The organism is Comamonas flocculans (genome assembly GCF_007954405.1).
GTDB classification, from domain to species: Bacteria; Pseudomonadota; Gammaproteobacteria; order Burkholderiales; family Burkholderiaceae_C; genus Comamonas_C; species Comamonas_C flocculans.
Genome location: NZ_CP042344.1, coordinates 456,760 through 476,931 on the forward strand (window position 1 = coordinate 456,760; position 20,172 = coordinate 476,931).

Here is a 20,172-nt window from a genome sequence, read left to right on the forward strand (position 1 = left end):
GCTGCTGTCATGCAGAAGCTCCTGCTGCGCTGGATGCAGGCCCCGCCGGGGCGCCGGTGCTGGCGGACAGGGCCCAGGTCAGCACCACCAGCAGCGCGGCCGCGCCACCCGTGTGCAGGACCGCGGCCACCAGGGGCCAGTCCAGCACCACGTTGGACAGGCCGGTAAGAAACTGCAGCACCAGCAGCAGCCACAGCCAGTTGGCCTGGGCAGCGAGTGCCGGTGCGCGTCGGCGCAGCTGCACGGCCACCACCGCCAGCGCAAGCAGCACCCCGTAGGCCGCCAGCCGGTGGGTGTAGTGGATCGCGGTCAGCGCCTCGAAGCTGATGTGGCTGCCGTCCGCCCGCAGGCCCAGCTCGCGCCAGAGCTGAAAGCCTTCCGCAAAAGCCATCGGTGGCCACCAGCTGCCTTGGCAGGTCGGAAAGCTGGTGCAGGCAAGCACCGCATAGTTGGTGCTGACCCAGCCCCCCAGCAGCAGCTGCGCGAGCACCAGCAGCATGCAGGCGACAAGACCGTGACGCAGCCCGCGCGCAACCGGCGCGGGCGAGCGGCCTTCCACCGCCAGGCTCAGGCGCACCGCCGGCACGCACAGCAGCATCAGCAGCACCGCCCCGCCCAGCAGGTGCAGCGTGACGATGGCCGGAAACAGCCGCATCGTCACCGTCAAGGCGCCGAATGCGCCCTGCAGACAGACCCAGAGGAAGGTGGCCAGCATCCACCAGCGTCCCAGCACCGGAGCCGGCGCCAGGCCTCGGCGGTGACGGCGCCATTGCCACCACGCGGCGATCGTCAGCACGACGATGAGCGCGCCCACGCTGGTCGCGAGATAGCGGTGGATCATCTCTATCCATGCCTTGGTGTGCGTCACCGGTCCGCTGGGCAGCTGGGCCTGGGCGGCGCTGATTTCGGCATTGGCCCCGAGCGGATTGGATTGGCCGTAGCAGCCCGGCCAGTCGGGACAGCCCAGGCCCGAATCGGTCAGGCGCGTGAAGGCGCCAAAGAGCACCAGGTCGAAAGTGAGGAACAACGTGAGCGCGGTCAGCGCCTGCAGCCGCCTTGAGCCACTGCCATGGCGGTGGCGCCAGGCGGTCCAGGCCAGCGGAAACAGGGCGATCAGCGCGCCGAAAGCGAGCAGTTCCCAGACCGGCGCCCAGTCGTAGAGTGCGGTGTGCGCAGCGTTCATTTGCCCTCTCCCCGGCCGGGCCGGTCCCAGGCGGCGGAGGCGTACAGCAGGCGCGACAAATCCTTGCGCACCCGCTCCGCGCTCGCGATCGTCAGTTGGGGCGGAAAGCGCATCATCCAGTTGCCCTGCGGATCGACCAGATAGAGCTGCTCAGGCAGCGCATGCCCGGTTGAGGGTGCAAGCCAGCGCTGCAGCGCCTGCGCGTCGATGCGGCGCACCGTCGCATCACGCAAGGCATCGCGGATCTCCTGCGGCGGAGCGGCGTCGTCCATGATGAGCCAGACCCAGTCGATGCGGTCACGCCCCTCGCCCAGGCTCTCGCGCAGCTGCCGCTGGAAGTAAAGGTTGTTGCGGCAGACCTCGTCGCAGGCGCCGTCGGCCACGCTGAGCAACAGCCACTGGCCGCGCAGATCACCGAGCACCCCGGCCGAGCCGTCGAGCGCCTGGATGGGCTGAGCTTGCGGCATGGGCCGTTGCGGCTCGATCAATTCACCGAAATTCAGCAAGCCGCCGCTGGGGCGCACGACGTAATAGACGAAATAGGACGCGAGCACCGGCGCCACGCAAACTGCCAGCATCAGCCAAAGCTGCCAGCGGCCCTTGCGTGAGTCGGGCAACCGCCGGGCCTCGAGGGCACCGGGCAGGCTGTGCACCGTCAGCTGCACCGGATCGGTCGATTCAGCGGCGGCGGCCGCCAAGGCGTCGGATGAGTTGGAACCAGACATAAAGCACAACCACCAGGGCGCAGAGCCCAAACCATTGAAAGGCGTAGCCATAGTGCATGTCCACGCCGCTGTCCGGCGCGGGCCAGTCACGCAACAAGCCATCGTCTGCCGCGTCGGTCTGCACCACGGTCAAGGGCAGCAGATCCAGCGAATAATCGGCCGCGTAGGCGGCAATCGTCAGATTCTGCCGTATCTGGCCAGCGCCCTTGGCATCCGGCGCATCGGCAAACTCGAAAAGCCGGCCCGGCTCGCCCGCGATACGGCCACGCAGCACGATCTCGCCCTCGGGCTGCGCCAGTTGCGGCAGGCGGGTGCGGTCACTGAAGTCTCGCGCTGCCCAGCCGCGCTGCACCGCCAGCACCTGGCCGCTGCCGGCAAGCTGCAGCGGCGTGTAGACGTAGAAGCCGGGCTTGCCGTGCATCTGGCGGTTTTCCAGATACACCGTCGCATCCGCAAGCCAGCGCCCGCGCAGCTGCACTGGATGGTAGGCCTGGGTCTGCGCCAGCGCCGGGTCTTGCGCCAGGGCGGCGAGCAACTGCGCAGCGGACCAGGGCGCAAGCTGCTCACGGTCGAGCATGGCCTGATGCGCGGCAAGTTTCTCGTGCGCGCGCGACAATTGCCAGCTACCGAGCCATCCGGTTGCCACGGCCATCGCCAGCGCCGCCACGGCAATCAACGCAAAGCGCAAACCGGACGCAGAGCGCCCCGCATCAACCATCGGAAGCACGCACCATGAAAATCATCATTGCCTTGGCATTCCTTGCCATTATCGCCAGCCTCGGTGCAGCCTATGTCTTCATGGTGCGCGGAGACCCCAAGGACGACCAGCCATCGAGCACGCGCATGGCCCATGCGCTCGCGGTGCGCGTCATCCTCTCCATCGTGCTCTTCGTCTGCCTGCTGGCCGCCTACAAGCTGGGCTACATCCTCCCGACCGGCTTGCTTGCGGGCAAAGCCTGAAGGCCAGCTTCACGGAAGCGGCAAAAAGGCGCCTTGCGGCGCCCTGGTGCCTCTGGTGGGCGGCACAGGCCGCCGCCTTGCTCACATCCAGTACACGAGGATGTACAGACCCAGCCAGACCACGTCCACGAAGTGCCAGTACCAGGCAGCGCCCTCAAGACCGAAATGGTGCTGCGGCGAAAAATGCCCGGCCTGCAGCCGCATGGTGATGAAGAACAGCGTCACCATGCCCACGAAGACGTGAAAGCCATGAAAACCCGTGAGCATGAAGAAGGTGGAGCCGTAGATGCCCGAATCGAGCTTGAGGTTGAGCTCGGTATAGAGGTGGTAGTACTCATAGCCCTGCACGCACAGGAAGGTCAGACCCAGCAGCACCGTCACCCACATGAAGGCAATGGTCTTGCCGCGGTTGTTGGCCAGCAGCGCATGGTGGGCAATGGTCAGCGTCACGCCCGAGGTGAGCAGCAGCGCGGTGTTGATGGTCGGCAGCCAGAACGGCCCGACGGTGCTGAACGGCTCGATGATGTCCCCGGGCGACCCGGTGGCGCCCGCGGCCACGCTGGGCCAAACAGCCTTGAAATCGGGCCAGAGAATGGCGTGCTCGAGGTTGCCCAGTTCCGGCACCGAGTGCGCGCGCCCCCACCACAGCGCGGTGAAGAAGGCACCGAAGAACATCACTTCCGAGAAGATGAACCAGCTCATGCCCCAGCGGTAAGACACGTCGATGCGCCGGCTGTTGAGCCCGGCCTCGCTCTCGTGCGCCGCATCGCGAAACCACTGGAACAGCACGCCCAGCCACCAGAGCACGCCGAACAGCAGCGCCCACTTGCCCCAGCCAAAGCCGTTCATCCAGCTGGCCGCGCCGACGATCATCCAGAACAGCCCGAAGACTGCCGTGATCGGATGGCGCGAAGGCTCGGGCACAAAGTAATACGGGGTAACCCCTTGGGTAGATGTGCTCATTTCAGCTCCTCGATCTTCAATTTCTCATTCAACACTTGTTAATGCCTGACGCTCAGGCTATCCAGTGCACCAGCGCGAGCAGCACCAGCACGAACAGCAGCACCGCGCCCAGGGCAGTGAACATCAGCGCCACCACCCCGACCTTGCGCTGGTCTTCGCTGTGGCGCCTGCCGTTGCGTATGCCGATCAGCGACCAGGCCACGATGCGCAGCGTCTGCAGCCATGAACCGCGCTCCGCCTTCCGATTCATGAGCCCGCCTGCAGCGCGGCTGCAGCCGGCACCAGGGCGGCGGTCGATTGCGGCGCGGCCGGCGTGCGACCTCCGACCTCGAAGAAGGTGTAGGACAGCGTGATGGTCTGCACGTCCCTGGACAGCTTGGGATCGATCACGAAGGTCACCGGCCACTGCTTCTTTTCACCGGCATCGAGCGTGTACTGGCTGAAACAAAAGCATTCAAGCTTGTGAAAGTGCGGGCCGGCCTGGCGCGGCGCATAGCTTGGAATCGCCTGGGCCGCCATGCGCCTGTCCTGCACGTTCTGGAATTCGTACATCACGGTGGCCAGCTCGCCCGGGTGCACCTGCAAGCTGGTCTTCTCCGGCTTGAAATGCCAGGGACCGCGGACATTGGCATCGAACTGCACCGTGATGGTGCGCGAGCGATCCACCTGGGTGTTGCTGGCCAGCGTCTTGGCCGATTCGCCGGTGTAGGCATTGCCCGGCACCTGGCCTTCCTGGCGCGAGAGGATGTTGATGCCCGTGACCTCGCAGATCGCCTTGTACAAGGGGATCAGGCTGTAGCCGAAGGCAAACATGCCGCAGGCCACCACCAGCAGCTTGCCCACCATCTTGGCGTTTTCGACACCGAGGTTCACTGTTTCAGCCTCCCAGCAGCGCCCAGCGCACCATGATGCCGAAAAACAGCACGAGCACGATGGACGCCAGGATCAAGCCCAGGCGCAGATTGCGTTTACGCTGGTCCTGGCCAGACATCTCCAGTCTCTCCTGTCGCGGCGCGCTGCCCTCGTGCCTTCAGCCGGCGATGCGCGTGGCGCTCGCGTCCAGCTTGGGCGGCGTGGTGAAGGAATGGAAGGGCGCCGGCGAAGGCAGTTCCCACTCCAGGCCATAGACGGCACCTTCCCAGGGACGCTGCGGCGCCTTCTCGCCCTTGCCGCGCATCAGCGGCACCACGACGGCGAAGAAGAAGTACACCTGGGCCAGGCCGAAGAAGAAGGCGCCAATGGAGGCAATCATGTTGAAGTCGGCGAACTGCATGGGGTAGTCGGCATAGCGGCGCGGCATGCCGGCGAGGCCCAGGAAGTGCATCGGGAAGAAGGCCACGTTGAAGGAGATCATCGACCACCAGAAGTGGATCTTGCCGCGCGTCTCGTTGTACATGTAGCCGGTCCACTTGGGCGACCAGTAGTAGAACGCACCGTAGATCGCGAACAGCGAGCCCGCCACCAGCACGTAGTGGAAGTGGGCAATGATGTAATAGGTATCCTGGATCTGGGTGTCCACCGGCACCACGGCCGGAATCACGCCGGTGAAGCCGCCGATGGTGAACACGAAGATGAAGCCCACCGCCCAGAGCATGGGGGTTTCAAAAGTCATGGAGCCGCGCCACATGGTGGCCGTCCAGTTGAACACCTTCACACCCGTCGGAATCGCGATCAGCATGGTGCCATACATGAAGAACAGCTGGCCGGTGACCGGCATGCCCACGGTGAACATGTGGTGCGCCCAGACGATCATCGACAAGGTGGCGATGGCCGCAATCGCATACACCATGGAGGTGTAGCCGAACAGGCGCTTGCGCGCGAAGGCCGGGATGATCTCGCTGATCATGCCGAAGGCCGGCAGGATCATGATGTAGACCTCGGGGTGGCCGAAGAACCAGAAGATGTGCTGCATCATGACCGGATCACCGCCGCCGGCGGCGACGAAGAAGTTGGTGCCGAAGTGGCGGTCGGTCAGCGTCATGGTGAGCACGCCGGCAAACACCGGCATCACCGCCAGCAGCAGGTAGGCGGTGATCAGCCAGCCCCAGCAGAACATCGGCATCTGCATGAGCTTCATGCCCGGAGCGCGCATGTTCAGGATGGTGACGATGATGTTGATCGCCCCCATGATGGAAGAGGCGCCCATGATGTGCAGCGAGAAGATGGCGTAGTCGAGAGACATCGGCATCTGCAGCGACAGCGGCGCGTACAGCGTCCAGCCGCCTGCGGGCGCGCCGCCCGGCATGAAGAAGGTGGCCGAAAGAATCAGACCGGCGGGCACCAGCAGCCAGAAGCTGAAGTTGTTCATGCGCGCGAACGCCATGTCCGAAGCGCCGATCTGCAGCGGAATCATCCAGTTGGCGAAGCCCACGAAGGCCGGCATGATGGCGCCGAACACCATGATGAGGCCGTGCATCGTGGTGAAGGAGTTGAACATCTCCGGATTCACGATCTGCAGGCCCGGCTGGAACAGCTCGGCACGGATCAGCATCGCCAGCGTGCCCCCCACCATCAGCATGGTGAAGGAGAACAGCAGGTACATCGTGCCGATGTCCTTGTGGTTGGTGGCAAACACCCAGCGACGCCAGCCCGTAGGCATGTGGTGGTGGTGGTGGTCGTGCCCCTGCGCGAGGCCGCCCACCTGGCCGTGATTGTCCAAAACTGCACTCATGCTCGACTCCTCGTTACGCGTTGTGCATCAGCACTCATTTGGCTCGCTGGGCCACGATTTCGGAAGGCTGGACCACCTGGCTGGTCTTGTTCGACCAGGCGTTCTTGGTGTAGGTGACGACCGCCGCCAGATCGGTGTCGCTCAGCGCATTCCAGGGCGGCATGGCGCCATTGGCCGCGCCATGCAGCACGATCTGGATCTGCTTGGCATGGTCGTCGCTCTTGACGACGGCCGAACCATCGAGCGCCTTGATCGCGCCGCCACCCTGGCCATTGGGCTGGTGGCAGGCGGCGCAATTGGCCGCATACACCTTGGCGCCGCGCTCGGCCAGCGGTGCGAGCTCCCACACCTTGTTCGGATCGTCCAGCAGAGCTGCGGCCTTCTTGTGCTGCTCGTCCACCCACTTGGTGTAGTCCTCGCCCGAGACCACCTTCACGTGGATCGGCATGTAGGCGTGTTCCTTGCCGCAGAGCTCGGCACACTGGCCGTAGTAGTCGCCGATCTTCTCCGCACGGAACCAAGTGTCGCGCACGAAGCCGGGAATCGCATCCTGCTTGACCCCGAAGGAGGGTACGAACCAGGAATGGATCACGTCGTTGGCGGTGGTGATCACGCGCACCTTCTTGTTGACCGGCACCACCACCGGGTTGTCCACCTTGAGCAGGTAGTCGTCGCCCTTGGGCGTTCCGGCGCTGGACAAGGCACGCTGTTCAGGATCAATGGTGGAGAGAAAGCCGATGCCCTCGCCTTCGCCTGCAAGGTAGTCGTAGCCCCACTTCCACTGGTAGCCGGTCGCCTTGATCGTGATGTCGGGGTTGGTGGTGTCCTTCTGCGCCACGATGACCTTGGTGGCCGGCGCCGCCATCCCGATCACGATCAGAAAGGGCACGACCGTCCAGGTCACCTCGACCATGGTGGATTCATGGAAGTTGGCCGACTTGGCGCCGCGCGACTTGCGGTGGTTGATCACCGAATAGAACATCACGCCGAACACGCCGATGAAGATCAGCGTGCAGATGATCAGAAGCATCCAGTGCAGGTCGCTTTGCGCCTCGGCGATCTTGGTGACCGGCGGGTGCAGGTTGAGCTGGTTGACCGCCGGCCCTCCGGGAAGGTCCTGGACCGCATGGGCGGTGCTTGCCAGCCAGGTGCCACACACGAGCAGGGGCGCAGCCAGCCGGTTGGAAATGCTTCTCATAGTTCTCCCACTTCTCTGCAAAGCACGTTCAGCGCGGGCAGCAGCCCACGCACCACGGGCGGCAAGGGCCCGCATCCCGCAGGATGCAGACCGCCCCGAATGCCGTGTACGACGAAAGGTTTGCGCCGCGACACGGCGGCGCACATGCATGATTCTTGACACGTTCAATGTCCATCCGGGCCACGCTGCGTGGCACCTTGTCTCCGTTTGCGGCGGCTCCCGAGTGCAGGTTCTGCGCGCCAGGCGGACACTGCGGTCGGCGCTGGGCGAGCTCACCACGACGGGCAGGGCCACCGTTTCTTGTCAGTCGAAAATTCTAACCATTTATGCGCCAGGGTGTTGCTTGACAGCGGGATTGGCACCCATCTGCGCGAGGTACTCGGTCTTGGTCTTGGTCCACGAGCGTTGCTCGCGCGGGGCGCGCGCTGCAGGCTTGAACGCGTGCCCGTAGATGATTTCGAAAGTCAGGGCCAGGCGCCCCTCGTTCTTCGGGTCCGGCAGCTGCTCGGCGATGGCGTGCTCGAGCTCGCGTTTCCACTGGCGCCCGCGCAGCGCAGGAAAGCGCTCGGGGTGCAGATTGCGCCCCAGGCCGCGCAATTCCTGCAGCAGGCGCTCGGGGCTGGCAAAGGTCAGGATGATGCGCTCCATGTCCATCACCGGCTCCGCAAAGCCGGCGGCGGCGAGCATGTCGCCCCAGTCGTGCATGTCGGTGAAGCTGTGGCTGGGCTGTGGCCAGCCCAAGCGGGCATAGAGCGCCCTGAGCTCCTGCACGGTGTCCGGTCCGAGACAGGAAAACATCAGGAAGCCATCGGGCGCGAGCGCCCGGTGCCAGCGGGCGACGAGCGCCTGGGGTTGCGCGCTCACATGCAGCGCCATGTTGGCCCAGAGCATCTGCATGCTCGCCGGAGCGGGTTCGGCAAAGTGCTGGCGCGGCCCCCGCCAGCGCGCGGCGCTCCACCATGCGGGGGCCAGCTCGCGGCGTGCCACGGCCTGGGCGGCGGCGCTGGAAGTCTCGTGGATCCATTGCGGGGCGCGGGGCAAACCGGCGGCGATCGTGGCATGCGCCTGCAGGCCGCCGCGCACCGGGTCCCAATGGCACCAGTTGTCGGGCGGGCGCACGATCCAGCTGAGCCGCTCCTGCATGCGACGCGCCACTTCCTCATGCAGCCAGGGTGAGGGTTCAGCCGCCAGCGCATGCCAGCGGGCGGCGGCGGCGGGGTCTATCGTGGGTGGGGTCTTTTCCGGCATGGCGTCCTGCAAACCCGCGCGAGTATATTGAGCCCATGCTCTTCACTCGGCTGTTGGGGACATCGTTCGCCGGGGCCGGGTGGCTGCCCAGCCGCTGCGTCGTCTGCCGCGCCTGGCCGGCGCAGCGCATCTGCGTCGACTGCGCGAGCACGCTCGCGCCGCTGCGCCGGCGTTGCCCACGCTGCGCCCTGCCGCTGGCAGATGGCGCGCCGGCATGCGGGCACTGCCTGCGTGAACCCTCGGGGCTCGATGCCTGCGTTGCGGTGGTGGACTACGCCTGGCCCTGGTCCGGCCTGGTCACGCAATTGAAGTTCCATGGCGCGCCCGGTGTGGCGTCGGCGCTGGCCGAGCTGATGCGCACCCGCCCTGATGCGTGCGAGATGGTTGCGGCCTGCGACGCGCTCGTGCCGCTGCCGCTGGCCCCGGGCCGGCTGCGCGAACGCGGCTACAACCAGGCCCAGCTGCTGGCACGCGCGCTGGCGCGCACCAAGCTGCGAGCGCACTGGCTGGTGCGCTCGCGCGAGACCACCGCCCAGACGCGGCTGGACCGGCGCGAGCGCCTGCGCAATCTCCAGGGCGCGTTCCGGCTGACGCCGGCGGCGCAAGCCCAACTCCCGGGCAAGAGCGTGCTGCTGGTCGATGATGTGATGACGACCGGCGCGAGCCTGCATGCGGCGGCCGAGGTGCTGCGCGGTGGCGGCGCACTCAGCGTGGGTGCGCTGGTGTTTGCGCGCACACCCTGAGGCCGGGCCCAGGCACGCCACAATCGGGACCCATGTTCCACGTCGTCCTGGTCGAGCCCGAAATACCGCCCAACACGGGCAACGTGATTCGCCTGGTGGCCAACACCGGTTGCCGGCTGCACCTGGTGGAGCCGCTGGGCTTTTCGATGGAGGACCGGTTGCTGCGCCGCGCGGGCCTGGACTACCACGAATGGGCCGACGTGCGCTGCCATGCCAGCTGGCAGGCACTGCTCGATGAAGCGCAGCCGCGCGCGCAGCGCATGTTCGCGCTGACCACGCACGGGCGGCGGTCCACGCACGAGGTCGCGTTCGAGCCGGGCGACTGGCTGGTGTTCGGTTCGGAGACGCGCGGCCTCGCGCCCTGGCTGCGCGAGCGCTTCGCGCCCGAACAGCGGCTGCGTCTGCCCATGCGGCCCGATCAGCGCAGCCTCAACCTCTCCAACGCGGTGGCCGTCACGGTATTCGAGGCCTGGCGGCAAAACGGCTTTGCCGGAGCCGCCCCCGCAGCCGGCTGAGCGGGCTCAGGCGGCGTCGAGCCACCGGCACAGCGGCTGCCACTGCTCCAGATCGCGCGCCACGCGGGTGGGCGAGACGTCAAACAGCGTCAGGCCATGGGCGGCCAGATGCACATAGTTTTGCGTGCTGCGCAGATGGCCCAGCACCGGCAGACCCAGCGTGGCCACGAACTCCTGCAACTGGTCGGCCGCATGGGTGCGCGGATCCACCCGCATGCAGACGATGCCTATGCGCTGCGACTCGCCCGCGTGCATCTCGTGCAGCTCATCGAGAAACTGCCGCGTGGCAAAGATGTCGAAGACGCTGGCCTGCAGCGGCACGACGACGCGGTCGGCCTTGCGCAGCACGTCCTTGAGCCGCCAACCCTGCAGGCCCGCGGGCGTGTCGAGCACCGCACTGTGCGCCTCGCGCGGCGGGCGGCCCAGCCAGTCGGGGCTGGCTTCCCACAGCGCGATCGGGCGCGCCGCCGCAGGGCGCTGCTCCAGCCACCAGCGCGCCGACTGCTGCCCGTCGATGTCACCCAGCGCGACATCCCTGCCGCGGCTGGCGTAGTAGCCGGCGATGTTCGTGGCCAGCGTGGATTTGCCTACCCCGCCCTTGGGATTCGCAACCGCAATCAAGGCCATGCACCACCTCTTTTCTTACTCATCAAATCGGCCCCAAACGCTTGTGGGGCAAGCGCTTGCAGCTATCAATCCAGGGAAGGACGGCCGCGCCACACAACCGCGCGCCTGCGGCTACTCTAACGCAGGCGCCGCCGCGCTCCCCGCTGTCAACGCCCTTGCGTGAAAATCGCTTCCATGTGCATGGCGCCAGAGCGCGCCGCCCGCACGCCACCGCATCCACACCCGCACCGCATTCGGCACCATGGCACAAGCGCCCGTCTGGCTCACCTACGGCTTCACCTACCTGGCGGCCGCGGTGATTGCCGTGCCGCTCACGCGGGCGCTGGGGCTGGGTGCCATCGTCGGCTACCTGGCGGCCGGCATTGCCATAGGCCCTTGGGGCATGGCGCTGGTGAGCAACGTGCAGGACATCCTGCACTTCGCCGAGTTCGGCGTGGTGCTGATGCTGTTTCTCATCGGGCTGGAGCTGCAGCCCAGCCGGCTGTGGAGCATGCGCCGGCCCATCTTCGGCCTGGGCGGGGCGCAGATGCTGTCCTGCACGCTGCTGCTGGGTGCGGCGGCCTGGCTCTGGGGCCTGCCCTGGCGCACCGGGCTGGTCGCCGCGCTGGGGCTGGCGCTGTCGTCCACCGCGATTGCGCTGCAGATCCTGGCCGAGCGCAACCTGATACGCAGCGAAGGCGGACAACACGCCTTCTCCATCCTGCTGTTCCAGGACATCGCGGCCATCCCCATCCTGGCGCTGCTGCCGCTGCTGGGCGCCACGGGCAACGCGCTGCCCGGCACCGGCGAGGCGCTGCTGGCCGAGGTGCTCAAAACCCTGGGCGTGGTCGGCGCCATCATCCTGGGCGGGCGGCTGATGCTGCGCCCGGTGCTGCGCTGGGTGGCGCAGAGCAAGACGCCGGAGATCTTCACCGCCACCTCGCTGTTTCTGGTGGTGGGCATCGCCATGCTGATGGTGGTGATGGACCTGTCCATGGCGCTGGGCGCCTTTCTGGCCGGCGTGCTGCTGGCCGACAGCGAATACCGCAGCGAGCTGGAAACCGACATCGAACCCTTCAAGGGACTGCTGCTCGGCCTGTTCTTCATCGCGGTGGGCATGAGCATCGACTTCGGCGTGCTGCTGGCTTCACCGCTGAAGATGCTGGCGCTCGTCGCCGGCTTCCTGAGCCTGAAGGCGGTGGCGATCTACTTCCTGGCGCGCGCCACCGGCATGCCCGAGCAGGAGCGGCCGGTGTTCACGCTGCTGCTCACCCAGGGTGGAGAGTTCGCCTTCGTCGTGTTCCAGACGGCGATGAACTTCCAGGCGCTGCCTTCGGACATCGGCTCCATGCTGATCGCGGCGGTCACCCTGTCGATGCTGCTGGGGCCGCTGCTGCTGGTGCCCATGGACCGCGCGCTGCAGCGCCATTACGCGCAGAGCAACCCGCACCAGGGCACGCCGGACGCCGCCCTGGTCGAGCCGCAACGCGCGCCCGTCATCATCGCGGGCTTCGGGCGCTACGGCCAGATCGTCGCGCGCGTGATGCTGGCGCAGGGCGTGCCCACCACGGTGCTGGACCACAGCGTGGAAATGCTGGAAGTGGCGCACACCTTCGGCTATCGCGTGTTCTTCGGCGATGCGACGCGCGCGCGCCTGCTGCGCAAGGCCGGCGCCGAACACGCGCGCGTGCTGATGGTGGCGGTCGATACGCCGCAGCAGTCGATCAAGATCGTGCAGGTGGCGCGCAAGCACTTCCCCCACCTGCAGATCGTGGCGCGTGCGCGCGACATCTCGCACTGGCATGCGCTGCGCGACCTGGGCGTGACGCTGGTCGAGCGCGAGCTGTTCGAGTCCAGCCTGCAAAGCGCCAAGGCGGTGCTGCAGTGCATGGGCCTCGATGAGATGGAGTCGCGCCACACGGTGGAGCGCTTTCGCGCCTACAACCTGGAACTGGCCGAGCGCCTGTACCCGCACCACAAGGACCGCGAACGCTTCATCGCCGCGGCCAGGCAGGGCCGCGAGCAACTGGTGGAGCAGATGGCGCGCGAGCGCCAGGAGCGCCTGCGCGAGCACCCCGCCAACGACGACGCAGCGCCGCCGGCCAACGACACGCCGGACGCCGCCTGAGCGCCGCCCGCTTCAACCGGCAACGATGCGATTGCGCAGCAGCCCCAGGCGCTCTATGCCCACCTCGACCACGTCGCCCGGCTGCATGTAGCGCACGGGCGTGCGACCCATGCCGACCCCGGCCGGCGTGCCGGAAAAGAGGATGTCGCCCGGCTCCAGCGTCATCGCTTCGCTCACGCTGGCCACGAGGGTGGCCACATCGAAAATCATGTCGCTGGTGTTGGCCGACTGCATGACCTGCCCGTTGAGCCAGGTTTCTATCTTCAGGCCCGAGCCACCGGGCGGCAGCGCATCGGCCGTGACCACCCATGGCCCCCAGGGGCCGGTGCCGTCCACGTTCTTGCCCAGCGTCCACTGGGGCGAGCGGAACTGGAACTCGCGCACCGAAATGTCGTTGCCCACCGCATAGCCGAACACGTGGCTGAGCGCCGCCTCGCGGCGGATGTGGCGCCCGCCGGTACCGATCACCACCACCATCTCGCCTTCGAAGTCCAGACTGTCGTCTCCGGGCGGGCGGCGCACCGCGCTCTCGTGCGCCGCCAGGCTGCTCGCGCAGCGCATGAACAGCGTGGGGTGTGCCGGCTGCTCCATGCGGCTTTCCCGGGTGTGGTCGGCATAGTTCAGCCCCACGCAGACGGCCTTGCCCGGGCGCGGCACGGGCGCGAGGAACTGCGCGTCGGAAAGCGCATGCCATTCACCGGCCTGCGCCGCCAGCGCGGCAAATTCGGAAATCGAGGTGCCGGCGCGCAGCAGCGCACCGAGGTCCTCGCCGGGCGCACCTATCGTGGCCACCTGCGCCCCTTGCACCACGGCGGCCCGGACCTGCCCCTGGATCTGCACACTGGCCAGCTTCATGGCGACGGCTCCCGAAAAACGAATCGGCCAATAATAGATGCACCCGCGACCCCTGCACCGCCTCTTCGATGTTCAACCCCACCCAGGCCGATGTGCGCCGTTTCTTTTGCACCGTCCAGCGCAAGCAGCGCGACGGCGCTCCCCTGGAGGCGATCGAAACCCTGGCGGGACTGTGGCTGCAGGAGCACCCCGAGTACCAGGCGGACCTGAGCGACGAGGCCACCGCCATCGCCACCAACTACGACACGCGCCCGGGCCAGACCAACCCCTTCCTGCATCTTTCCATGCACCTGTCGATCAGCGAGCAGTGCAGCATCGACCAGCCGCGCGGCATACGCCAGGCGGTGGAGCTGCTCAGCGCCCGGCTGGGTTCGCTGCACGAAGCCCACCATGCGGCGATGGAGTGCCTGGGCAGCATGCTCTGGGAGGCCCAGCAGAGCGGGCGAGCACCCGACGGCGACGCCTACCTCGCCTGCGTGCAGCGGCGCGCCACCCGCGACTGAACCACTGCGCGCGGGCCGAAAAAAAGCCCGCACGGTGGCGGGCTGGTGTCCGGCGGGCGCTGGTTCAGCGAAAGCGCGGCTCGGGCACGATCTGCAGCTGCCCGTCGAGTGAGCCTATGTAATTGGCCAGCGCGCGCAGCTCGTTGTTGCTGAACTGCGCGGCGATGCCGCTCATCACGCCGTTGTTGCGCCCCGAGTACGGCCCTTCCTTTGGGTTCTTGTAGCCGCGCAGCGAGACGTAGAGGTAGTCGGGGTGTTGCCCGGCGATCTTGGGGTAGGCGTCGCTGATGGGCTTGGAGAAGTTCTCGCCGTGGCAGGAAACGCAGGCGCCCTTTTCCAGCAATTGGGCGACCTCGGAGCCGGGCTCCGTCGCGGGCTTCTCGGGGACTTCGATCTGCTTGCCGTCGGCGGCGTAGAACGCGCCCAGGTCGGCCATGTCCTGCTCGGTCAGCGTGATGGCGATGCCGCGCATGGTGGGGAATTTGCGTTCGCCCTTCTTGTATTCCTGCAGCGCGGCGCTGATGTAGGCGGCATTCTGGCCGGAGATCATGGGAACCTTGTAGACCTCGGGGAAGCTCGCCTTGTAGCCGACGATGTTGTGGCAGCCGATGCACATCGCGTTCTTCTGCGCCCCCGCAGCGGCGTCCCCCTTGGCCTCTTGTGCAAAAACGGTGGTGGTCGCCAAAGCGACCACCACGGCCCAACCGATAGTCAATGCTTTATTCATTTTGCGGACACAATCTCTGGGTTGTCTCTTTTGTTGACGTGCCGAAGATTATGGCAGCACTCGCCCTTCGCTGCACGTCCGAACCCTACGCAGTTTCCCGCATGAAATTCCAAGGCTCCTCCCACTACGTCGCCACCCCCGACCTGATGCTGGCCGTGAATGCCGCCATCACGCTCGGACGCCCGCTGCTCGTCAAGGGCGAACCGGGCACCGGCAAGACCATGCTCGCCGAGGAGGTGGCGCAGGCGCTGTCCATGCCGCTGCTGCAGTGGCACATCAAGAGCACCACCAAGGCGCAGCAAGGCCTGTACGAATACGACGCGGTGAGCCGCCTGCGCGACTCGCAACTCGGTGACGAGCGGGTAAAGGACATCAACAACTACATCGTCAAGGGCGTGCTCTGGCAGGCCTTCACCGCGGAGCAGCCGGTGGCGCTGTTGATCGACGAGATCGACAAGGCCGACATCGAATTCCCCAACGACCTGCTGCGCGAGCTCGATCGCATGGAGTTCTACTGCTACGAGACGCGCGAGATGATCCGCGCCCGCCACCGCCCGCTGGTCTTCATCACCTCGAACAACGAAAAGGAGCTGCCCGACGCCTTCCTGCGCCGCTGCTTCTTTCACTACATCAAGTTCCCCGAGGCCGAGACAATGAAGAAGATCGTCGAGGTGCACTTTCCCGGCCTCAAGGGCGCGCTGCTCGATGCCGCAATGAAGTCCTTCTACGACGTGCGCGGCCTGCCGGGCCTCAAGAAGAAGCCTTCGACCAGCGAGTTTCTCGATTGGCTCAAGCTGCTGCTGGCCGAGGAGATTCCGCCCGAGGCGCTGCAAAGCCCCGACGCCAAGGTCAGCGTGCCGCCGCTGGTGGGCGCGCTGCTCAAGAACGAGCAGGACGTGAGCCTGTTCGAAAAGCTGGTCTTCATGAACCAGAGGAATAGATGAGTACCCCCGTGCGGACGCGCCGCCTCCCTCTTCGCTCGCGGAGTCGCGCCTTGCGGGAAGGGGGAGCGATGGCCCCGGGGCGGCGGGGTGACCCTTGCGCGGTGTCCGCTTGCGGTGGCGGCGCCCATCGCTTGTCCCGGTGAATTGCCATGAGCTTTGTTGAACCTGTCGTTTTGCATGATCGCGGAGTGCGGCTGGAGCCGCTGGCGCTCTCGCACGAAGCCGGACTGGCCGCGGCAGCGGCCGATGGCGAGTTGTGGCGCATCCGCGTGACCTCGGTGCCCGAGCCGCAGGCCGTCCGCGCCTACATCGAAACCGCGCTGGCTGCGCGCGAGGCTGGCAACCGCTTTGCCTTTGCCGTGATCGACGAAGCCAGCTCGCGCGTGCTGGGCAGCACGAGTTACCACGACATCCTCCCCGCCGTGCGCCGCGTGGAGATCGGCTACACCTGGTATGCCCAGAGCGTGCAGCGCACGCATGTGAACACCACGGCCAAGCTGCTGATGATGGGCCACGCCTTCGACACGCTCGGTTGCCACGTCGTGGGCTGGCGCACGGACAACTACAACTTCGCCAGCCAGCGCGCGATCGAGCGCCTGGGCGCGCGCAAGGATGGCGTGATCCGCGGCCACGCGCTGCGCCGCGACGGCACCATACGCGACACGGTGATGTACAGCATGCGCGCCGGTGAATGGCCCGAAGCACGGGCGCAGTTGATATATTTATTGGAGCGCTACACGCAAACCTGACGGGCGTTTGGGCCAGATTTCATGCTGATCGATTTTTTTTATACCCTGCGCGCCGCCAAGCTCCCTGTTTCGGTCAAGGAGTTCCTGGCGCTGCTCGAAGCGCTCAAGGCCGGGGTGGTCGGTCCGCTGTCAAGCGATGCATGGAGCCTGGACGATTTCTACCATCTCGCGCGCACCGTGCTGGTCAAGGACGAAAAGCACTACGACAAGTTCGACCGCGCGTTCGCGGCCTACTTTCATGGCGTGGAGCTGCTGGCCGACTTCAGCAAGAAGATCCCGGCCGACTGGCTGCGCCAGATGCTCGAGCGCGAACTCACGCCCGAGCAGAAGGCCGCGATCCAGAAACTGGGCTGGGACGAGCTGATGCAGACGCTGAAAAAGCGCCTGGAAGAGCAGAAGGAGCGCCACGAAGGCGGCAGCAAGTGGATAGGCACGGGCGGCACCAGTCCCTTTGGCCACGGCGGCTACAACCCGCAGGGCGTGCGCATCGGCGGGGCCGGCAAGAACCGCAGCGCCGTCAAGGTGTGGGAGCAGCGGGCGTACCGCGACTACGACGACACGCAGGAGCTCGGGACACGCAACATCAAGGTGGCGCTGCGCCGCCTGCGCAAGTTCGCGCGCGAGGGCAACGAGCTGGAGCTGGACCTGCCGGACACCATCCGCAGCACCGCGGCCAATGCCGGCTGGCTGGACATCAAGATGGTGCCCGAGCGCCACAACAACGTGAAGGTGCTGCTGCTCATGGACGTGGGCGGCACCATGGACGAGCACGTCCAGCGGGTGGAAGAGCTCTTCTCGGCCGTGAAGGCCGAGATGAAGCACCTGGAGTTCTATTACTTCCACAATTGCGTCTACGACTATCTGTGGAAGAACAACCGCCGGCGCTTCGCCGAAAAATTCCCCACCTGGGACATCATCCGCAAGTACAACAAGGACTACAAGCTGATCTTCGTGGGCGACGCGACCATGAGCCCCTACGAGATCCTGCAGCCCGGCGGCAGCGTGGAATACAACAACGAGGAAGCCGGCGCCGAATGGCTGCAGCGCCTGACGAACGCGTTTCCGAAATTCGTCTGGATCAACCCCGAGCCGCAGGGCGTCTGGCAGTACCGCCAGAGCATTGCCATCGTCCAGCAGCTCATGGGGCAGCGCATGTTTGCGCTCACGCTCAAGGGCCTGGAAGACGCGATGCGCATGCTCTCCAAGTAGGCGGGCAAGCGTTTTCGCCGCTCCCGCCCGCGCCCCTTGAACGCGGGGCCTGAAGCGGTGCGGCCCTGCCCTGCCAGCCTTGAGCGCCCCTGCGCGGCGCACGGCCGCTGCCGCGGGCACGCCGCTTGCCTCGGACGGCGTTTGCCACAATCTCCGCCATGACCCTGCTCTTTCCCACGCCCGCGCGCCGCCTGCAGCTGCTGCTCGCGCCGGTGCTGGCGGTGCTGCTGGGCGCCTGCAGCCTGCTGCCCGGGGCTGCGGCGCCGCAGGACGATGCGGCCGTTGCACCGCCCCCCACCTTCACCCTGCGGGTCGAGGCCGATGACCCTGCGGCGCAGACCCTGCTGCAAAAGCACCTGGAGCTGCAGCGCTACCAGCTGCTTCCCGACCTCACCGCAAGCGAGCTGCAGCGCCTGAGCCTGACGGTGCCCGACAACGCCCGCGAGCTGCTGGCCACGCTGGGCTACTTCGAGCCGGAGATCACGCTCGGCACCTCCGAGACCGAGCCGCCGCAGATCACCGTCAGCGTGCAGACCGGCGCGCAGACCCATGTCCGCAGCGCTCGCATCACCCTCACCAGCCCCGACGGCGACGAGGCGGCGCGCGCGCGCCGCGAACAGCGCCTGCAGACGAGCTTTGCGCTGCAACCGGGCGCCGCCTTCACCCAGCACGACTGGAGCCAGGCCAAGACCCAGGGGCTGCGCAGCCTGCAGCAGGGGCGCTACCCGGTAGCGCGCATTGCCGACAGCCGCGCCGACATCGATGCCGATGCGGCCGAAGCCGCGCTCAGCGTTGACTACGCGAGCGGCCCGGCCTACCGCTTCGGCACGCTGACCATGGAAGGTGGCAGGCGCTACGACAGCATCGGCACCGCGCGCATCGCCCGCCTGCCCACAGGCGAGGTCTACAGCGAAAGCGCGCTGCTCGATGCCCAGCAGCGCCTGGCCTCGAGCGGCTACTACGACAGCGTCTTTCTCACGCTGGAAACGGACGAGGCCAAGGCCGAGCCGGGGGATGCGCCCGGCGAAGTGAGCGCTCCGGTGATCGCCCATGTGCGCGAGGCAAAGCTGCAGAAGGCGGTGTTCGGCGTGGGCTTTTCCACCGACAGCGGCGCGCGCCTCTCGCTGGACCACACGCACAACCGCCTGCCCTGGCTGGGCTGGCGCGCGCTCAGCAAGGTGCAGCTGAGCAACAAGCTCAAGAGCCTTTCCACCGACTGGATGGGCTTGCCCAATGCGCAAGGCTGGCGCTGGACCGGCGGCGCGCTGCTCAAGCGCGAGACCACCGGCAGCTTCGTCACCGACAGTACCCAATGGCGCTTTGGGCGCAGCCAGAGCGGCGAACACATCGAACGCAGCCAATGGCTGCAATACGACCTGAGCCGCAGCCACGGCGACGACGCTCCGCCCATGGCTGCCACCCTCAGCGCCAACTGGGGCTGGACGCTGCAGCGCCTGAACCGGCCTACGGCCCCGACACGCGGCTGGGCGCTGGCGGCCGAGCTCGGCGCCGGCACCACGCTGCGCAGCTCGCACGACCCCTTCGTGCGCGCACGCCTGCGCGGCCTGGCCTTCATCGGGCTCGGGCGCGTGCAGATGAACGAACAGATCAGCCGCGGCAGCCGCATCGCGCTGCGTCTGGAAGGCGGCGCGCTGCTGGCGCGCAAGCAGGCGGCGCTGCCCGCCACCCTGCTGTTTCTGACCGGCGGCGACACCAGCGTGCGCGGCTACAGCTGGCAAAGCATAGGCGCGCGCGTGCAGGGCGACCAGATCTACGGCGGACGCTACCTGAGCGTGGCCAGCGTCGAATGGCAGCGCCCGATCGCTCTGGGCGGCAACCTCACCGACTTTGAAAGCGCCGCCTTCATCGACGTCGGCGCGGTGGGCGACACCCCGGCCGAGATGCGCCCGCGCGTGGGCATCGGCGCGGGCCTGCGCTGGACCAGCCCCGTCGGTCCGCTGCAGGCCGATCTGGCCTGGGGCGTGCAATCGCGCCAGCTCAGGCTGCATCTGCGCCTGGGCTTCAGCTTCTGAGGACCCGGGCGCAAGCGGCCGCGCACACCGGATGCCGGGGAATCTGCAAGAATCGTCGCCATGCACCTCGCGGCCAGTGCGCCTTTTGCTCTTGCGCTCGCTCCCGTGGCTGGCGCAGCCACGCGGGCGCCGCTGCGGCTCGAGCCGAGGGCGGGCAGCGGCCGACGAACCCGCCGTGCGTTCGGCCTGCTGCCTCGGCCCACGTGCTGAAA

General features: G+C 66.9%; 22 protein-coding genes. 9 read left to right on the plus strand and 13 right to left on the minus strand.

What is annotated here, in order from left to right:
- Window positions 1-7 precede the first annotated feature (7 nt).
- Genes FOZ74_RS02365 through FOZ74_RS02375 form a run of 3 tightly spaced genes read right to left on the minus strand, consistent with a single transcriptional unit; the run spans window position 8 to window position 2,560 of the window.
- Window positions 8-1,183, minus strand: a complete 1,176-nt coding sequence (locus tag FOZ74_RS02365; protein WP_146911565.1) for a COX15/CtaA family protein — start codon at window positions 1,181-1,183, stop codon at window positions 8-10.
- Entirely contained in the window at window positions 1,180-1,908 is a 729-nt protein-coding gene (locus tag FOZ74_RS02370) for an SCO family protein (RefSeq protein ID WP_146911566.1), read from the minus strand. The genes FOZ74_RS02365 and FOZ74_RS02370 overlap by 4 nt, the downstream gene beginning before the upstream one ends.
- Entirely contained in the window at window positions 1,862-2,560 is a 699-nt protein-coding gene (locus FOZ74_RS02375; RefSeq protein WP_255437741.1) for an SURF1 family protein, read from the minus strand. The genes FOZ74_RS02370 and FOZ74_RS02375 overlap by 47 nt, the downstream gene beginning before the upstream one ends.
- 80 nt (window positions 2,561-2,640) lie before the next feature.
- On the opposite strand from FOZ74_RS02375, the gene FOZ74_RS02380 reads away from it, so the two are divergent.
- Window positions 2,641-2,868 carry a twin transmembrane helix small protein gene (locus tag FOZ74_RS02380; protein ID WP_146911568.1) on the plus strand — a complete coding sequence of 76 codons (228 nt, stop codon included), beginning with the start codon at window positions 2,641-2,643 and terminating at the stop codon, window positions 2,866-2,868.
- An 81-nt stretch (window positions 2,869-2,949) separates the two neighbouring features.
- On the opposite strand, the gene FOZ74_RS02385 is transcribed toward FOZ74_RS02380, so the two are convergent.
- The 7 genes from FOZ74_RS02385 to FOZ74_RS02410 form a co-directional block, all read right to left on the minus strand.
- Window positions 2,950-3,831 (minus strand): cytochrome c oxidase subunit 3, encoded by an 882-nt coding sequence (locus tag FOZ74_RS02385; RefSeq protein WP_146911569.1) that lies wholly within the window; start codon window positions 3,829-3,831, stop codon window positions 2,950-2,952.
- 52 nt (window positions 3,832-3,883) lie between these two features.
- A complete protein-coding gene (locus FOZ74_RS02390) occupies window positions 3,884-4,081 on the minus strand; it encodes a DUF2970 domain-containing protein (RefSeq protein ID WP_146911570.1) in 198 nt (65 codons plus the stop codon).
- Window positions 4,078-4,704: a cytochrome c oxidase assembly protein gene (locus tag FOZ74_RS02395; RefSeq protein WP_146911571.1), complete on the minus strand. Its 627-nt coding sequence runs from the start codon at window positions 4,702-4,704 to the stop codon at window positions 4,078-4,080. Before FOZ74_RS02395 ends, FOZ74_RS02390 begins: the two co-directional genes overlap by 4 nt.
- Window positions 4,705-4,708: 4 nt before the next feature.
- Window positions 4,709-4,822, minus strand: coding sequence for a cytochrome oxidase small assembly protein (locus FOZ74_RS16110; protein WP_222434178.1), 114 nt, complete (start codon window positions 4,820-4,822; stop codon window positions 4,709-4,711).
- 39 nt (window positions 4,823-4,861) lie between these two features.
- A complete protein-coding gene (gene ctaD / locus FOZ74_RS02400) occupies window positions 4,862-6,502 on the minus strand; it encodes a cytochrome c oxidase subunit I (RefSeq protein WP_146911572.1) in 1,641 nt (546 codons plus the stop codon).
- Between the two features lie 34 nt (window positions 6,503-6,536).
- Entirely contained in the window at window positions 6,537-7,700 is a 1,164-nt protein-coding gene (gene coxB / locus FOZ74_RS02405) for a cytochrome c oxidase subunit II (RefSeq protein WP_146911573.1), read from the minus strand.
- Between the two features lie 324 nt (window positions 7,701-8,024).
- Window positions 8,025-8,948, minus strand: coding sequence for a methyltransferase domain-containing protein (locus tag FOZ74_RS02410; protein ID WP_146911574.1), 924 nt, complete (start codon window positions 8,946-8,948; stop codon window positions 8,025-8,027).
- A 35-nt stretch (window positions 8,949-8,983) separates the two neighbouring features.
- Here FOZ74_RS02410 and FOZ74_RS02415 point away from each other — a divergent pair, with 35 nt between their 5' ends.
- Both FOZ74_RS02415 and FOZ74_RS02420 read left to right on the plus strand, forming a co-directional pair.
- Window positions 8,984-9,691: a ComF family protein gene (locus tag FOZ74_RS02415; protein ID WP_146911575.1), complete on the plus strand. Its 708-nt coding sequence runs from the start codon at window positions 8,984-8,986 to the stop codon at window positions 9,689-9,691.
- A gap of 32 nt (window positions 9,692-9,723) precedes the next feature.
- The gene (locus FOZ74_RS02420) at window positions 9,724-10,206 is read left to right on the plus strand and encodes a tRNA (cytidine(34)-2'-O)-methyltransferase (RefSeq protein ID WP_146911576.1); all 483 of its coding nucleotides are present in this window, start codon (window positions 9,724-9,726) and stop codon (window positions 10,204-10,206) included.
- 6 nt (window positions 10,207-10,212) lie between these two features.
- Here FOZ74_RS02420 and FOZ74_RS02425 read toward each other — a convergent pair whose 3' ends face one another.
- Window positions 10,213-10,833: a ParA family protein gene (locus FOZ74_RS02425; protein WP_146911577.1), complete on the minus strand. Its 621-nt coding sequence runs from the start codon at window positions 10,831-10,833 to the stop codon at window positions 10,213-10,215.
- Between the two features lie 241 nt (window positions 10,834-11,074).
- Between FOZ74_RS02425 and kefC the strand changes: the two genes are divergently transcribed.
- Window positions 11,075-12,940, plus strand: a complete 1,866-nt coding sequence (gene kefC / locus FOZ74_RS02430; protein ID WP_146911578.1) for a glutathione-regulated potassium-efflux system protein KefC — start codon at window positions 11,075-11,077, stop codon at window positions 12,938-12,940.
- A 12-nt stretch (window positions 12,941-12,952) separates the two neighbouring features.
- On the opposite strand, the gene FOZ74_RS02435 is transcribed toward kefC, so the two are convergent.
- On the minus strand, window positions 12,953-13,795 hold the full coding sequence (locus FOZ74_RS02435; RefSeq protein WP_146911579.1) for a fumarylacetoacetate hydrolase family protein: 843 nt from the start codon (window positions 13,793-13,795) through the stop codon (window positions 12,953-12,955).
- 68 nt (window positions 13,796-13,863) lie between these two features.
- On the opposite strand from FOZ74_RS02435, the gene FOZ74_RS02440 reads away from it, so the two are divergent.
- Window positions 13,864-14,298 (plus strand): DUF1841 family protein, encoded by a 435-nt coding sequence (locus FOZ74_RS02440; protein ID WP_146911580.1) that lies wholly within the window; start codon window positions 13,864-13,866, stop codon window positions 14,296-14,298.
- Window positions 14,299-14,362: 64 nt separating this feature from the next.
- Here FOZ74_RS02440 and FOZ74_RS02445 read toward each other — a convergent pair whose 3' ends face one another.
- Window positions 14,363-15,025, minus strand: a complete 663-nt coding sequence (locus FOZ74_RS02445) for a c-type cytochrome (RefSeq protein ID WP_146911581.1) — start codon at window positions 15,023-15,025, stop codon at window positions 14,363-14,365.
- 101 nt (window positions 15,026-15,126) lie between these two features.
- Between FOZ74_RS02445 and FOZ74_RS02450 the strand changes: the two genes are divergently transcribed.
- The 4 genes from FOZ74_RS02450 to FOZ74_RS02465 all read left to right on the plus strand — a co-directional run bounded on the left by FOZ74_RS02450 (window position 15,127) and on the right by FOZ74_RS02465 (window position 19,960).
- Window positions 15,127-15,969 carry an AAA family ATPase gene (locus tag FOZ74_RS02450; RefSeq protein ID WP_146911582.1) on the plus strand — a complete coding sequence of 281 codons (843 nt, stop codon included), beginning with the start codon at window positions 15,127-15,129 and terminating at the stop codon, window positions 15,967-15,969.
- A 149-nt stretch (window positions 15,970-16,118) separates the two neighbouring features.
- Complete coding sequence (locus FOZ74_RS02455; protein WP_146911583.1) at window positions 16,119-16,718, plus strand: GNAT family N-acetyltransferase; 600 nt, start codon at window positions 16,119-16,121, stop codon at window positions 16,716-16,718.
- 21 nt (window positions 16,719-16,739) lie between these two features.
- Window positions 16,740-17,927: a vWA domain-containing protein gene (locus FOZ74_RS02460; protein WP_146911584.1), complete on the plus strand. Its 1,188-nt coding sequence runs from the start codon at window positions 16,740-16,742 to the stop codon at window positions 17,925-17,927.
- 158 nt (window positions 17,928-18,085) lie between these two features.
- A complete protein-coding gene (locus tag FOZ74_RS02465) occupies window positions 18,086-19,960 on the plus strand; it encodes an autotransporter assembly complex protein TamA (RefSeq protein ID WP_146911585.1) in 1,875 nt (624 codons plus the stop codon).
- Window positions 19,961-20,172: the final 212 nt, after the last annotated feature.